The following is a 14,786-nucleotide window of genomic DNA, read 5'->3' on the forward strand; positions in this document are numbered from 1 at the left end:
AGCCGACAGTCGCCAAGGTGAGCGACAATCGCTAGTATGCCCGGGTCCAGACAACTGTTTCATATAGGAAAACATCATGAGCAACCTTCCTGCCAATCTCCGTTACGCTGAAAGCCACGAGTGGGTACTTGACCACAAAGATGGCACCGTTACCGTCGGCATTACCGATCACGCCCAACAAGCACTGGGTGATGTCGTCTTTGTGGAACTGCCGGAAGTGGGCGCGGCGCTGACAAAAGGCCAAGAGTTTGGTGTGATTGAATCGGTTAAAGCCGCTTCTGATCTTTACTCCCCCGTTGCGGGCGAAGTGATTGAAGTGAATGAAGCCCTTGAAGACGCTCCCGAAACAGTCAATGACGCGCCTTATGAAGGCGGCTGGATTATGAAAGTTCGCCTAGACAGCGATGCCATTGATGACCTATTAGACGCCGATGCCTACCAGGCAACACTCAGCGCTGACGAATAAAGCATACTCAGGCGCCTGCCTTTTCTGGCAGGCGCTTCGCTTATTATCCTGCACGGCTCTCTCTTAACGTTCGGAATCTTCTTCATGTCTCTTGAAACACGCCGCCTGGCCGAGCTGGCCGACCACGATGCTTTTATCAAACGTCATAATGGTCCAAGTAGTGATGACGTTACCACGATGTTAAAAGCGCTCAATATGCAGCACATGGAAGATCTGATCGAGCAGACCGTGCCGAGCGATATCCGCCTGGGGCGCGAACTGTCGCTAGACGATCCGCGCAGTGAATCCGAAGCGTTAGAGTACTTAGCTCAGTTGGCGCGGCAAAATCGCGTGGCTAAAAGCTACATTGGCCAAGGCTATTACGGCACGCACATGCCAGCGGTCATTCAGCGCAATGTGCTGGAAAATCCAGGTTGGTACACGGCTTATACGCCTTACCAACCGGAAATCTCTCAAGGCCGCCTGGAAGGCCTACTGAACTTCCAGCAAGTGGTAATGGACTTAACCGGCATGGAGCTTGCGAATGCTTCACTGCTTGACGAAGCCACTGCTGCCGCCGAAGCCATGGCGCTGTGTAAGCGCGGCAATAAGAAAAGCAAATCCAACGCTTTCTTCGTCGCCGACGATGTATTCCCACAAACGCTGGACGTGGTTAAAACCCGTGCGGAGTTCTTTGGTTTCGAACTGATTATGGGACCGGCTGAAGAACTGGCAGCCCACGATGTTTTTGGAGCCCTGGTACAGTACCCGTCTGCCAGCGGTGAAGTTCGTGACTTAGCGCCGCTGTTGAACGCAGCCGCCGACCGCAACATCATGACCTGCGTGGCGACCGACCTTTTGAGTTTGGTGCTGCTGAAAGAGCCCGGCAAGTTTGGCGCGGATATCGTGGTGGGCAACTCCCAGCGTTTTGGCGTACCCATGGGCTTTGGTGGGCCTCATGCAGCGTTCTTTGCCACATCAGATAAGCTCAAGCGCTCAATCCCAGGGCGGATTATCGGCGTCTCCAAAGATAGCCGCGGCAATACCGCCCTGCGCATGGCGATGCAAACTCGCGAACAGCATATTCGCCGCGAGAAAGCGACCTCGAATATCTGTACCGCCCAGGCATTGCTGGCCAATATTGCCGGTTTTTATGCGACCTATCACGGCGCTGAGGGTCTGCGCAAAATTGCGGGCCGCGTTCATCGTTTGACCACCCTACTTGCTGAAGGCCTTAAGCAGGCAGGCGTCACACTCGCCCATGACAGCTGGTTTGATACGCTATGCTTGACAGGCGTTGATGCAGGCAAGATTCATGGCCGCGCCATGACCCACGATATTAACTTGCACTACTTCGCCAATGGCAATGTGGGCATCAGCCTCGATGAAACCACCACCGCTCACGACGTAGCCGCATTATTTGATGTGCTGCTGGGCGATGAGCACGGCCTTGCCGTTGCAGTGCTGGACGAGCAGGTAGTGGCTAACGGCGCCTCGGGTATTCCCGCTAGCTGCCAACGCGAAAGCGACTTCTTGAGCCACCCTACCTTCAGCCGCTACCGCAGCGAAACCGAAATGTTGCGCTACTTGAAGCGCCTGGAGAATAAGGATCTGTCGCTTGCTCACGCGATGATCCCGCTCGGCTCCTGCACCATGAAGCTCAACGCCACCAGCGAAATGATCCCCGTTTCCTGGCCGTCGTTTGCACATCTTCACCCGTTCGCCCCTCGCGACCAGGTGGCTGGTTATCATCAGATGATTGATGAGCTCTCAGCCTTTTTGGTTGAAGTCACCGGTTATGATCATCTCTCCATGCAGCCTAACTCCGGCGCGCAGGGGGAATATGCAGGTTTAGTGGCGATTCGCCGTTACCAGGCGGCCCAGGGCGAAGGTCATCGTGATGTCTGCTTGATTCCTAGCTCTGCTCACGGCACCAATCCTGCCTCAGCGGCGATGGTGCAGATGAAAGTGGTCGTGGTTGAATGCGATCAAAACGGCAACATTGATATGGCTGATTTACGCGCGAAAGCCGAGCAGCACCGCGATCAGCTGTCTGCCATTATGCTGACCTACCCGTCGACCCACGGCGTGTTTGAAACCAGCGTGCGCGAAGCGTGCAAAGTAGTGCATGACAATGGAGGCCAAGTTTATATTGATGGTGCCAATATGAACGCTCAGGTGGGCTTGACGCGTCCCGGCGACTTCGGTGGCGATGTTTCCCACCTCAATTTGCATAAAACGTTCTGTATACCTCATGGCGGCGGTGGCCCAGGCATGGGCCCCATCGGCGTTAAAGCGCACCTAGCGCCCTACGTTTCTAACCACGTGGTTACGCCGATCAACGGTGTGAATAGCGATAGCGGTGCGGTATCCGCAGCCGCCTTTGGCAGCGCCTCAATCTTACCGATCTCGTGGGCCTATATTAAAATGATGGGCGCGCGCGGTCTGCGTGAGGCAACAGAGCTTGCCATCCTTAACGCCAATTACATTGCCAAGCGTTTGGAAGCGTCATTCCCTATTCTCTATCGTGGCCAGAACGGCACCGTCGCCCACGAATGCATCATCGATATTCGTCCGCTCAAAGCGGCCTCCGGGATTAGCGAAGAGGATATAGCCAAGCGCTTAATGGATTACGGCTTCCACGCACCGACCATGTCATTCCCGGTGCCAGGCACGCTAATGATCGAGCCGACCGAGTCGGAGTCGCTGTATGAAATTGACCGCTTCTGCGATGCCATGATCGCCATTCGTGACGAGATTGCCCGGGTGGAAAGCGGTGAATGGCCGTTGGACAATAATCCGCTGGTCAATGCGCCGCACACTCAGGCGGACCTGATGGATAGTGACTGGCAACGGCCTTATAACCGTCAGTTAGCTGCCTTCCCCACCGCTGCTGTACAAGCCGCTAAATACTGGCCTGCCGTTAACCGCGTTGACAACGTGTTTGGCGACCGTCAGTTGATCTGCTCTTGCCCCAGCATTGACGAGTATCGCGACTAAACGCCACTTAAACGCCCCTGCTGCCTTAACCGTTCGATGGCATCAGGGGCGTTTTTTCTTGCACACGCTGGGCGTGAAAGCCGTTTAACAGCTTTTCGTAGCGTTTAGGCAGTACCGAGTCGCGACGGCGAAGTAGATAAAGCACTTCATTGACCGCATTGGGCAGATTGAGTGCTTTGACTTGGCGCTGCCAAGGAGACGTTTCCAACACCAATCTCGATACCACGGTAAAGCCAAGCCCCCTGGCGACCGCATCCAGCACCATGCTGACTTCATTGGTAAAGCCCTGATGGCGGAAATGCGTCATTGAACGAAACTCATCCGGATAATTAGCCCGTAATAGCGCATTAGCGTGGTTAATGCCGTCGTAATAATTGAGAAAGCCAATCCCCATCAAATCAGACAGCGTACTACCGGCAAAATCAGCGGGCACCACTAAACAGAGAGGCTCCTGATGCCAAATAGAGCAATGAAGTTCAGGGTGACTCATTGCCTCCGTGACAATGCCAATGTCATAGCGGCCATCTAACAGATCATTCACAATTTCATGGTTAAAAGCGAAACTATAGTTGACCGTTAAATTGGGGTGCATTTGCTGCTGGCCCAAAATATACGGATAAAACATCAGACCCACGCTTCCAGGTGATGCAATACGGCAATCGCCACTATCGAGTGAGTCGTCATCTAAGCCATGACGAAACTGTTCATGCTCAGCAAACAGCTTCAACGCATAATCATAAGCTCGCCGCCCCGTTTCCGTTAGCGTAAAACTGCGCCCCTTGCGCTCAAGCAGCTCTTTATTTAAGTAGCTTTCTAGCTTGCGAACATGCTGGCTTACGCCGGGCTGCGTCATTTCCAAGCGATGAGCGGTACGGGTAAAACTGCCTGTTTCCACTAACGTAATAAACGTACGGAAATATTGAGCGTTAAACATAGTAAAGAACCATTGTCTTTAGCAGCCATCCTTTTAAACAGGGTTCATAGTAGCACAGCGGCCCGGGCAGTCGTTGCGCCGCTGTACCGCTGTACCGGCTGCCTGGGCATGGTAAACTGCCAATAGCACTCAAACGACCAGGGACAGCCCCACTAATGACCGCAACTGCTCAACCCCGCGCCACCCTTTCCAGTATCATTTCCCCAGAAGGAAGCCTGGAAGTACTTTCTCAGCATGAAGTTAATCGCCTGCATAAAACCTCTCAAAGTGGCCTTCATGATTTACTTCGGCGTTGCGCACTGGCGGTTTTAAATTGTGGTAACCCAAGTGACGACAGTCTGGCGATTTTAGAAGCCTATAAAGATTTTGATATTGAAGTATTGCAACAAGATCGCGGCATTCGCTTAAAGCTGACTAACGCGCCAGCGGAAGCGTTTGTGGATGGCCGTATGATCCGCGGCATCCGCGAACATCTCTCCTCAATTATTCGCGATATCGTTTACGTCTATAACGAAATTCAACATCACAACCGCTTTGACCTTAGCACTGGCGAAGGCACTACCAATGCGGTCTTCCATATCCTGCGCAAAGCGGGCACGTTGAAACCTGGCCGCGACCCTAGCCTAGTGGTCTGCTGGGGCGGTCACTCTATTTCTCGTGAAGAGTATGAGTATACCAAGGACGTCGGCTACCACTTAGGTCTGCGTGATTTAGATATTTGTACCGGCTGTGGGCCAGGGGCTATGAAAGGCCCCATGAAGGGCGCCAACGTCGCCCATGCAAAACAGCGCCGTAAAGAGGGTCGTTATTTAGGTATTTCAGAACCCGGCATTATCGCCGCCGAAGCGCCCAATCCCATCGTTAATGAACTAGTGGTAATGCCGGACATTGAGAAACGCCTGGAAGCATTTGTGCGCCTCGGCCACGGCATTATTGTTTTTCCTGGCGGTGTTGGCACGGCGGAAGAGATTCTCTATTTATTGGGTATTTTGCTGCACCCAAGCAATAAAGATATCCCATTCCCGTTAATTTTCACTGGCCCTGCCGATTCTGCCGCCTACTTTCAGAAAATCGATGAATTCCTGGTCTATACGCTCGGTGAAGAAATTCGTCGCTACTACACGATTATTACAGGCGACCCGGTGGCGGTTGCTCGCACCATGCGCCATGGCATCGACGAAATTGCTGAATTTAGGCGCACACACCAGGATGCGTTCTACTACAACTGGCGGTTAACCATTGCACGCGATTTTCAGGCAACGTTTCAACCGACCCATGAAGCGATGCGATCGCTAGCGCTTCACCGCTTACAACCAACTCATGAGCTAGCCGCTAACCTGCGCCGGGCGTTCTCCGGGATTGTAGCGGGCAATGTTAAAGAAGACGGTATTCGCGCCATTGAAGCCCATGGTCCCTTTGTGCTGACGGCTGAGCCTGAACTGATGCAGCGCTTGGATGAACTATTGACCTCATTTGTGGCACAAGGTCGCATGAAGCTAGATGGTCAGCATTACACACCCTGCTACGTACTTAAATAAACCGCAACACCGCACCACAGCTGACGATTAGGTGGCGGCTGTGTGCTACAGGCGCGATCAGCCCCAGACAACAGGAACCATTCCAGAAATAAGTGGCCTGATTAGCTACACTAGCGTGGGCAATGCACCTGTCACTATTGCCCTAATCACTACTGAAAGGAACTCACATGTCGATGATTAATCAGTTACAAGATGTAAAAACAAAGGATTTCGCCAAACACTGCTATGAAAGCAGTAGCGTCGATAAATTACGCGATGCCGCCGAAGGCAGTCCCGACCAAGCAGAAATGGAACATTGGGGGCTAACGGAAGGACAGTGGGAAGAAGCCATAGTGGCTGCGTTGGCGGATCATGAAGCCAAAGAGTAAATAACTTCAAATAGCGGGTAACTGCTATAACACATGCGCCCTAACAGCCAAACGTTAGGGCGTTTTATAGTACAGCCTCCCTTATGTATTCCACACGATGCTTATTCCACGTTCGATAACGCCACACCGCCATACTCTGTCCGAAGACGCTCTAGCTTGGTAACTTCGCTTTCGCTCAGCGCCGGGGAGTCCCATAATGGCTGCTCATCAGCTCCTCGCAGGCCTTCCAAGCTAACTGTCAGTTCTGCATTACTGGGTATTTGAGGTTCTCCCCAGGGGCCAAAACGATTAGGCGCAAGACTCCAGGCCAGCGTCTCTCCCGGCTCAATTCCGCCCGGCACAACGTAGTAGAATTGCTCATCGACCCAAGGCTGTGAGCGTTCAGGACTGGTAACGATACCTCTTAAAGACAGCTCGGTAATGACCTTATCAGTGGCATTCGTTACTTCAAGATCAATCACCGGCTCAGGAGCACCATAAGGGCTCTCGCCCATGTAATAGCGAGCACTATCAATACTGAAACGCGCTAACTGCTGCTGGTCGCTTTTCGCCTTAGCTTGCTTCTCTTCCAATCGTGTTAACGTGCGAATTGCCTGCTCACGCTCTCGTGACCGGCGCTCGCGAAGTATTTGATCGGCGCGCTGAATAACCTGATCGCCAGTCAATCCATGCATTTGCACATTGGCTGACTCAGCGATCTCTGCCGCGTTCATACGGTTAGGATTAAGAATATCAATGCTGTTAAATGTCGATGCCGTCGAAATAATAATGAGCCCTTGATCAAAATCGTCGCGCTTATAAGTAGGCAGCGAGTTGCGCACTTTTTCGACCGAGACGACTGACGCGGGCATGGAGCTTGTGTCAATTTTGGGGTCTGAACAACCCGCCATCATGAGTACTGATAGTGCTATTGCAGACAGCCTTAGAGGGCTACACATACACACACCTCAACGCAGACAATGGTAAAAATTGCTGAGGAGCTTAACGGAAAGTACTATTTATCACTACCCTTTGGTGCTAGCGAGTTAAATTTGCCATCACCATAGTGGCACACCGTCATCGTATTCTCTTTACTAGTAGTTACGATGCAGAACGAACAAAATCAAAGTGAGATGCTGGCTTACCTAAGAGGGTGTAACCTGAATTCATAGCGATGCACAATCGCCTTCTCTTTTTACTCTTATGCCACTCTAACAACCTTATAAAAGGGAGTAAGAAAATGCTAAATATTGGCTTTATAGGACTTGGCTTGATGGGCCAGGGTATGGCCACAAACCTTATTAAACATAATTTTCCTTTGACTATCATGGCGCATCGAAATCGTGCACCAATCGAAGCACTATGTCAGTTGGGAGCAAACGAGGTAGGAACACCTGCTGAAGTTGCCTCACGCAGTGATTTAGTTTTTGTCTGTGTCAGTACTAGTGAACAAATGGAAACCATCACTCTGGGCTCTGAGGGTCTACTTGCTGGCGCGAATCCTGGTTTGATTATCGTCGATTGCTCGACATCGCTACCTCAATCGACACAACGGTTATCCGCGAGTATCGAAGCCGCAGGATGCCACCTGTTGGACGCCCCATTAGCAAGAACACCAAAGGAGGCCCGCGAAGGACGGCTGAATGTCATGGTGGGAGGTAGCAAAAAAGTAGTCGATCAGGCCTGGCCAGCCATAGAGTCATTCGCTGAAAATATCTTTCATATCGGTGAGCTTGGTTCAGCCCACAAACTCAAACTGATCAACAACTATCTCTCGCTTGGCGCCGCTACCCTGGCGGCAGAAGCCGCGGCGATGGCGGCCAACATGGAGGTTGATCAGCAAAAATTATTTGAAGTGTGTTCACAAGGCGGCGCCAATAGCGCCATGTTTAACGCTGTGATGCCCTGGGTGCTTGAAGCAGATGAAACGCGCTTGCGCTTTAGTTTGGGCAATGCCGGTAAGGACATGGGTTATTTAAGCGAAACGATCACGGCATCTGGTTTCGAGAGCATGATGCTGCCTGCCTTACGCGAGGTATTGAAGCAAGCTGAAAACACACTGGGCAACGACCAGTATGTGCCTCGGCTTTACGACGCCAGCATGTTGCGAAATAAGCAAGATCTGTAAACCGCCTCATTCGGCGAGTCGACATTGGAAGGCTACTAATTAAGAGCAGGCGCAACATCGACGTGCCGATTACACTTTAAAGAAGCTCGCCACGTCGATGTTATTGGATTGCGCTATTCACCACACGTGTTGCTCAATACGTTCCTGGGTAACTGCCACCATCCAACAGTATATTTTGTCCGGTCATATAACCGGCCTGAGCGCTACACAGAAACGCACAGAAGGCGCCAAACTCTTCCGCCGTGCCGAAACGCTGCGCAGGAACTTTTTGGCGAAAGGAATCCCGAACGCTTTCGTATTCCTGGTTGGAGGATTTTGCGACGTTTTGATGAGTGCTCTTTAATCGATCAGTATCAAAAGAGCCTGGTAACAAGTTATTGATCGTTACGTTGCGACCAGCAAGCTGCGGTTGACGAGCCAAGCCCGCGATAAAGCCCGTCAACCCGCTGCGGGCACCATTGGATAGCCCCAAAATATCGATGGGTGCTTTAACGGCTGCTGAGGTGATATTAATCACCCGGCCAAAGCCCCGTTCCGCCATGGCGTCTACCGTTGCCTTGATGAGCTCAATAGGCGTGACCATATTGACATCGACAGCGTCTAACCAGTCCTGTCGTGACCAATCTCGGAAGTCTCCTGGTGGAGGGCCACCGGCATTATTCACCAAGATATCTATTTGCGGACAAGCGGCTAGCACCGCTTGGCGTGTCGTTTCTTGTGAAATATCCCCCGTCACAGTGAGCACCGTCACATCAGGGTTCATTTGCCGTAAATGCACCGCCGTCTTTTCCAGTAACTCGGAGGAGCGTGCGTTGATAACCACATTCACTCCCTCCATTACCAACGCCTCGGCACACCCCTTTCCAAGCCCCTTGCTTGCGGCACACACCAGTGCCCAACGACCTGCAATACCTAGTTCCATTTTCTACTCCTGTTTCGCCAGTGATCGATTTAGAGGGATTGCTCAAGCATCCACTGATAATCCTGTTCACTCGCAATGCGCGGGTTCGTTTTGTGGGTGTGATCAGCCAAGGCGCCTTTAATGATTCGAGGGAATAACGCTTCAGACACGCCCAATTCCGCTAACCCCATGGGTAAATCGAGGCGCTTAGTCATGTCTGTAATAGCCGGGCCAATATCAGCGGGGCTACTGAGCTGCATCGTCTGGGCAATGCGCTCGAGCTTTTGCTCATGCTTTACAGACTCACAGCTGGAATTAAATTCGATCACTGCTGGCAGGAAAATGGCGTTAAGCGTGCCGTGGTGAAGCCGCGGATTAATACCGCCTAACGAATGACTCAAGCTATGTACGCAGCCTAATCCTTTCTGAAAAGCCATCGCCCCCTGCATTGAGGCACTCATCATATTCATGCGTGCTTCCCGATCACCGGGGTTGCGCGTCGCCTTCTCAATATTCAGCCAGCCGCGGCGCAGTCCATCCAACGCGATGCCGTCGGCAGGAGGATTAAAGGCCGCCGACATGAACGTTTCAAGGCAATGAGATAAGGCGTCCATCCCCGTGGCTGCCGTCATTTGAGCGGGCAGACTCAACGTTAATTCAGGGTCGCAAATAGCAGATTTAGGTACCAGGTGGGGTGATAACAGGCCAACTTTACGCCCATCTTCCAGGATCAGAATCGCCCCGCGGCCTACTTCACTCCCGGTGCCTGCCGTCGTTGGAATTGCGATAACAGGTGCCGTGGCAGCGGTAATTCGCTCTGAGCCTCCTTCAACCACCGCAAAGGATTTCAAAGAGCCTTCATGGGTACCGCAAATAGCCACGCCTTTAGCAAGATCAATGGAGGAGCCGCCACCAATGGCAATGATGCCATCGAAACCACCCTCGCGGTATTGCGTAACGGCTTGACGCACGGCGGCCTCATTGGGGTTGGGAGGCGTTTGATCATAAATGGCCGGATTAGGATCACTTAAATGCTTTAGCACTTGGTCGACAATACCCGCGGCCCGCACTCCCGCATCAGTCACCACCATAGGGCGCCGAATACCTAGACGATCGCACTCTGACTGCAGCAGCGAGGCAGCCCCGAAATCAAATTGAATTTGAGTAACATAGTTGATTATTGCCATTTCAGTACCTTTGGAATTGTTAGTGTTTTTAGTAATAACTTACTCTCGCACTGCGAACAAGCCTGACGAGGCAACACCACAAGCAGGTATCGCGATGCATCATTCCGGCCCATTCCCGCATTAATAAAGCCAAACAAGACGGGTCAAAATAGAACTAAAGTCTACAAAATATGATTATTGAACACAATGGTCGTTAATGCTAGATTTGTTTTGCCACTCGACAAATACACAAAAACCGAGACTCATAAAATGATCACCAAAACTAAATCGCTCAAGCGCATTACTGCTTTACTGCTACTCACCGCATCCAGCTCTGTGCTGGCGGCCTACCCTGAAAAACCCATCACTATCATCGTTCCATGGGCCGCAGGTGGCGGCACAGACGCGACCGCGCGCACTATTGCCGCTGCGTTAGAAGAACAATTGGGCCAAACGGTGAATGTGGTTAACCGTACCGGTGGTAGCGGTGTTGTCGGCCACAGTGCCATGGCGAGTGCAAAACCGGATGGTTATACCCTGGGTTTGGCTACCGGTGAGCTCAATATGATGCACTGGCAAGGCCTGACCGACCTGACTTATGAAGATTTCACCCCAATCGGCCAGATCAACTTTGATTACGCCGGCATTCAAGTAGCCGCCGATGCGCCTTACGATTCAGTCCAAGAACTCGTAGATGCTATTGCTGAGCAACCCATGGGCACCTTTAAAGCCTCAGGTACAGGTCAAGGTGGCGTATGGCACCTAGCCTTTGCAGGCTTCTTAATGGATCAGGGGCTTGAAGCCAACCGTGTTACCTGGATCCCCAGCCAGGGCGCGGCGCCAGCAATGACGGAACTCGCTGCCGGTGGTATCGATATTGTGCCGAGTTCTGTTCCCGAAGGTCGTTCGATGATCGAAGCCGGGCGTGCCAAAAGCCTTGGCGTAATGGCACCAGAGCGTATTAACAGCTTCCCCGACGTCCCTACGATTAATGAAGCGATCGGAAGCGATTATCTCGTCGGTGAATGGCGTGGCATCACCGGCCCTAAGGGTATGGATGAGGAAATCGTAGCGACCCTTGAGGAAGCGCTAGAGGCCGCTTACAACAGCGATACCTATCAAGACTTCATGGCTAAACAAGGCTTTGGTACTGAGTGGCGCAATGCCGAAGAGTTTGGTGAGCTGATGGTCGAAATGGATGCGGTGTATGGAGAAATTGTTAAGAACGTTGGGCTGAGTCAATAAGGGGCTAAGCAATGAGAGATCTCCTCTTGGGACTAGCCTTTATGCTGCTTGGCGCCGTTGTGTTAACTGTCGCTAGTCAGTACCCGACGATGGCAAGTCTTCAATATGGTCCATCTCTGTTTCCCTCCCTCATTGGGGGAGGGTTTCTCATAGGGGGCCTGGTACTTTCGGCAACGCAGCTACCTACGCTAAAACGTCAACTGTCAGGCACCGATGCAAATGTGGGGAATATCTTCGACTTACGTTCCGTGCTTGTCTCACTTCTCCCAATAGCACTCATTATTTTTTATATATTCACGAGCGAGTTTCTTGGTGCGGCCCTCTGCCTAGCCATCATTATGTTCGTGCTTATGCTGGTGAGAAAAACTTCCCTACCTTTAGCACTGCTGGTCTCCTTCGTCGCGTCGCTCACAATTTATTTCCTATTCTCGCGATACCTGCTGATCCCCCTTCCTGAAGGGCTACTGAATTTCTGGGGTTAGATTATGGAAGCATTCCTGTTAGGGCTGCAGCTCGTCTTTAATGTAGAAACAATGCTGGTTATCTTTGCGGCCGCCATATTTGGTGTGTTCGTGGGAGCGGTGCCAGGGCTAACCGCCACAATGGCGGTTGCACTCTTGGTACCGATTACCTTCTACATGGATCCGACCCCCGCTATCGCTGCCATTGTTACCACATCGGCCATGGCTATCTTTGCTGGTGATATCCCAGCTACGTATTTAAATATCCCCGGCACCCCTTCCTCAGCTGCCTATGTTAACGATTCACATCTGTTAGCACATAAAGGGCGAGCACGAGAAACGCTGGGAATGAACTTGATCTGTTCGGTATTTGGCGGTCTATTCGGAACACTAATACTGGTCTTTGTCTCACCTTCATTAGCTGAAGTGGCACTCCAGTTCAGTTCTTTTGAATATTTCTGGCTGGCGCTACTGGGGCTAAGTTGCTCGATTTTTATCTCTATTGGCTCCAGGGTTAAAGCATTTCTCTCTTTGATGATCGGTTTACTGCTCTCGACGGTTGGTCTGGATATGATGAGTGGCGCCCCCCGCTTCACCTTCGGCATTCCAGACTTAATGGGAGGTGTTAACTTTATTCCGGTAATGATCGGCATGTTCGCACTCAACGAACTAATGCTGTTTTATGGTTCACGCAATGAGGGCAGAGAGCTGCCTTATTTATCCAAAGATAGCGTTTTCAAGCAGGCACCAAAGCATATAAAAGCTTATTGGCCGAACATGATAAGAGGGAGCTCGATTGGAACCCTGATTGGCGCACTTCCCGGCGCGGGGGCTGACATTGCGGCGTGGATTTCTTATGCCGTTGGCAAAGGCCGCTCTAAACAGAAACAGAACTATGGTACCGGTCATGTTGAAGGCATTGTCGATGCCAGCTCCGCTAATAACTCGGGAATCAGCGGCGCTTGGGTGCCGGCCTTGGTATTCGGGATTCCGGGTGACTCGATAACCGCCATAGTGATCGGCGTACTCTATATGAAAGGTATGAATCCTGGCCCCACCATTTTCATGGATGGCACCGGCTTGATCTATGCCCTTTTCATCGTGTTCTTTCTTGCCAATTTAATCATGCTACCGATTGGCTATGCGGCGATAAAATCCGCCAAGGTATTCATCTTAACGCCCCGCAAAATCCTAATGCCGATCATCTTATGCTTCTGCATTGTAGGCGCCTTCTCCATCAATAATTCGATTACTGATGTATGGATTATGTTGCTGATCGGCTTTATCGCCTCAATTCTCGCCCGATGTGACTTTCCCATGGCGCCAGCGATTCTTGGCTTGGTGTTAGGCACGACATTGGAAAACAGTTTTATGAGCTCAATGCTAAAAAGCAATGGCGATCTACTTAGCTTCTTTTCCCGCCCTATTAGTGCAGGTCTAGGTGCCCTCGTTATTTTGCTATGGCTCTCTCCGCTAATCACCATGGCCTACAAAAAATTCAAACATAATAGTCAGCACAAAGCGCCGAGGATTCCATGAAACGCTATACAAGAAATTGGTTGGAAGAGGTACTGGTTACCCTATTCATGGAGGCCGGCGCTTCACGTGAAGTAAGTGAGACGACCAGCAGTATTCTTATTGAAGGCGATTTATTGGGGCACCATACCCATGGCGTCAAACTGGCTAATGGTTACTTAAGAGATTTGAAATCGGGGCATGCGTGCGGTGACCACAACGCGATGACCTCAAAAGAGATCAGCTCAGTCGCTGCCCTTGTTGATGGCCACTATATTCTTGGCCCCTACTTAGTGCAAAAAGCGCTTGAGCGAAGTGCTGATGCAGCACGAGAGTCGGGCATTGGTATTGTGACCATAAAACGTTCGCACCATATCGCCTGCTTGGCCTCGTATTTACAGCCTTTTGTTGAGCAAGGGTTGATGCCGATCATTATGACCTCGGATCCAGCGGTGAAATCGGTCGCTCCATATGGAGGCGTTTCGCCAGTTTACACACCGAATCCTATTGCAATGGGCATCCCCAGTCGCGTCCAACCGATCATGATGGACGTCAGCATGTCGACCGTCACTAACGGCAGCGTGGGAAAAGCACATGCTGAGAAAACCAAAATGGCGCATCCCGTCATCCTGACGAATACCGGTGTTGCCAGCGACGATCCAGCGGACTTTTTTAGCGACCCGCAAGGTAGCATCCTGCCGCTCGGCGGCCAGGAGTTCGGTCATAAAGGGTTTGCGATGGGGTTGATGGTGGAAGCACTGACCTCCGCATTAGGCGGGTTTGGTCGTAAAGATGCGCCCACTGGCTGGGGGGCCTCGGTGACAGTCATGGTGATCGACCCCACCCTTTTCTCGGGGCAGAGTGCTTTCCTTGATGAAACAGATCATTTAATCGAAGCATGCCTGAGCTCCAAGCCGGTCAACCCACAGCATCCGGTGCGAATGCCTGGACAAGCCGGGCTTAGTCGTCGAGATAAGTACTTGGAACAAGGTATTCCGCTGCCGGACGATGTGGTGACTGAGCTACAAAAGGCTATTGATGACTCATCACTAAAGGGCCGTTATTAAAGATAGCTGCGGCAAATAATTGATCATCGTAGGACCAGA

General features: G+C 51.6%; 13 protein-coding genes. 9 read left to right on the forward strand and 4 right to left on the reverse strand.

The window, feature by feature from the left end:
* The first annotated feature begins 76 nt into the window (after positions 1-76).
* Together gcvH and gcvP are read left to right on the forward strand one after the other, a co-directional pair.
* A complete protein-coding gene (gcvH, locus tag V8L70_RS05005; RefSeq protein WP_101147237.1) occupies positions 77-466 on the forward strand; it encodes a glycine cleavage system protein GcvH in 390 nt (129 codons plus the stop codon).
* A gap of 84 nt (positions 467-550) precedes the next feature.
* Positions 551-3,445, forward strand: a complete 2,895-nt coding sequence (gene gcvP, locus V8L70_RS05010; RefSeq protein ID WP_101147236.1) for an aminomethyl-transferring glycine dehydrogenase — start codon at positions 551-553, stop codon at positions 3,443-3,445.
* 25 nt (positions 3,446-3,470) lie between these two features.
* On the opposite strand, the gene V8L70_RS05015 is transcribed toward gcvP, so the two are convergent.
* Positions 3,471-4,379 (reverse strand): LysR family transcriptional regulator, encoded by a 909-nt coding sequence (locus V8L70_RS05015; protein WP_101147235.1) that lies wholly within the window; start codon positions 4,377-4,379, stop codon positions 3,471-3,473.
* A 155-nt stretch (positions 4,380-4,534) separates the two neighbouring features.
* Here V8L70_RS05015 and ppnN point away from each other — a divergent pair, with 155 nt between their 5' ends.
* Positions 4,535-5,917, forward strand: a complete 1,383-nt coding sequence (gene ppnN / locus V8L70_RS05020; protein WP_101147234.1) for a nucleotide 5'-monophosphate nucleosidase PpnN — start codon at positions 4,535-4,537, stop codon at positions 5,915-5,917.
* A 167-nt stretch (positions 5,918-6,084) separates the two neighbouring features.
* On the forward strand, positions 6,085-6,285 hold the full coding sequence (locus tag V8L70_RS05025; RefSeq protein WP_008958028.1) for a hypothetical protein: 201 nt from the start codon (positions 6,085-6,087) through the stop codon (positions 6,283-6,285).
* Between the two features lie 101 nt (positions 6,286-6,386).
* Here the strand turns inward: V8L70_RS05025 and V8L70_RS05030 are convergent, their stop codons facing one another.
* A complete protein-coding gene (locus tag V8L70_RS05030; RefSeq protein ID WP_332870662.1) occupies positions 6,387-7,223 on the reverse strand; it encodes a DUF6694 family lipoprotein in 837 nt (278 codons plus the stop codon).
* Between the two features lie 215 nt (positions 7,224-7,438).
* Here V8L70_RS05030 and V8L70_RS05035 point away from each other — a divergent pair, with 215 nt between their 5' ends.
* Positions 7,439-8,392 (forward strand): NAD(P)-dependent oxidoreductase, encoded by a 954-nt coding sequence (locus tag V8L70_RS05035; protein WP_336269006.1) that lies wholly within the window; start codon positions 7,439-7,441, stop codon positions 8,390-8,392.
* Between the two features lie 133 nt (positions 8,393-8,525).
* On the opposite strand, the gene V8L70_RS05040 is transcribed toward V8L70_RS05035, so the two are convergent.
* Complete coding sequence (locus tag V8L70_RS05040; protein ID WP_101147232.1) at positions 8,526-9,314, reverse strand: SDR family oxidoreductase; 789 nt, start codon at positions 9,312-9,314, stop codon at positions 8,526-8,528.
* 29 nt (positions 9,315-9,343) lie between these two features.
* Entirely contained in the window at positions 9,344-10,480 is a 1,137-nt protein-coding gene (locus V8L70_RS05045) for an iron-containing alcohol dehydrogenase (RefSeq protein ID WP_336269007.1), read from the reverse strand.
* A 249-nt stretch (positions 10,481-10,729) separates the two neighbouring features.
* Here V8L70_RS05045 and V8L70_RS05050 point away from each other — a divergent pair, with 249 nt between their 5' ends.
* The 4 genes from V8L70_RS05050 to V8L70_RS05065 are packed head-to-tail and all read left to right on the forward strand — an operon-like array spanning position 10,730 to position 14,747.
* Positions 10,730-11,704, forward strand: a complete 975-nt coding sequence (locus V8L70_RS05050) for a tripartite tricarboxylate transporter substrate binding protein (RefSeq protein ID WP_176302074.1) — start codon at positions 10,730-10,732, stop codon at positions 11,702-11,704.
* An 11-nt stretch (positions 11,705-11,715) separates the two neighbouring features.
* Positions 11,716-12,186, forward strand: a complete 471-nt coding sequence (locus V8L70_RS05055; protein WP_101147229.1) for a tripartite tricarboxylate transporter TctB family protein — start codon at positions 11,716-11,718, stop codon at positions 12,184-12,186.
* Between the two features lie 3 nt (positions 12,187-12,189).
* Positions 12,190-13,704, forward strand: coding sequence for a tripartite tricarboxylate transporter permease (locus V8L70_RS05060; RefSeq protein ID WP_101147228.1), 1,515 nt, complete (start codon positions 12,190-12,192; stop codon positions 13,702-13,704).
* Positions 13,701-14,747, forward strand: a complete 1,047-nt coding sequence (locus V8L70_RS05065) for an Ldh family oxidoreductase (protein WP_336269008.1) — start codon at positions 13,701-13,703, stop codon at positions 14,745-14,747. Before V8L70_RS05060 ends, V8L70_RS05065 begins: the two co-directional genes overlap by 4 nt.
* Positions 14,748-14,786: the final 39 nt, after the last annotated feature.

The organism is Vreelandella arctica, from assembly GCF_037070215.1.
Classification (GTDB): Bacteria; Pseudomonadota; Gammaproteobacteria; order Pseudomonadales; family Halomonadaceae; genus Vreelandella; species Vreelandella arctica.

Coding starts and splice junctions, on each gene's coding strand:
- gcvH (WP_101147237.1), top strand. CDS start 77: ATGAGCAACCTTCCTGCCAATCTCCGTTACGCTGAAAGCCACGAGTGG.
- gcvP (WP_101147236.1), top strand. CDS start 551: ATGTCTCTTGAAACACGCCGCCTGGCCGAGCTGGCCGACCACGATGCT.
- V8L70_RS05015 (WP_101147235.1), bottom strand. CDS start 4,379: ATGTTTAACGCTCAATATTTCCGTACGTTTATTACGTTAGTGGAAACA.
- ppnN (WP_101147234.1), top strand. CDS start 4,535: ATGACCGCAACTGCTCAACCCCGCGCCACCCTTTCCAGTATCATTTCC.
- V8L70_RS05025 (WP_008958028.1), top strand. CDS start 6,085: ATGTCGATGATTAATCAGTTACAAGATGTAAAAACAAAGGATTTCGCC.
- V8L70_RS05030 (WP_332870662.1), bottom strand. CDS start 7,223: ATGTGTAGCCCTCTAAGGCTGTCTGCAATAGCACTATCAGTACTCATG.
- V8L70_RS05035 (WP_336269006.1), top strand. CDS start 7,439: ATGCACAATCGCCTTCTCTTTTTACTCTTATGCCACTCTAACAACCTT.
- V8L70_RS05040 (WP_101147232.1), bottom strand. CDS start 9,314: ATGGAACTAGGTATTGCAGGTCGTTGGGCACTGGTGTGTGCCGCAAGC.
- V8L70_RS05045 (WP_336269007.1), bottom strand. CDS start 10,480: ATGGCAATAATCAACTATGTTACTCAAATTCAATTTGATTTCGGGGCT.
- V8L70_RS05050 (WP_176302074.1), top strand. CDS start 10,730: ATGATCACCAAAACTAAATCGCTCAAGCGCATTACTGCTTTACTGCTA.
- V8L70_RS05055 (WP_101147229.1), top strand. CDS start 11,716: ATGAGAGATCTCCTCTTGGGACTAGCCTTTATGCTGCTTGGCGCCGTT.
- V8L70_RS05060 (WP_101147228.1), top strand. CDS start 12,190: ATGGAAGCATTCCTGTTAGGGCTGCAGCTCGTCTTTAATGTAGAAACA.
- V8L70_RS05065 (WP_336269008.1), top strand. CDS start 13,701: ATGAAACGCTATACAAGAAATTGGTTGGAAGAGGTACTGGTTACCCTA.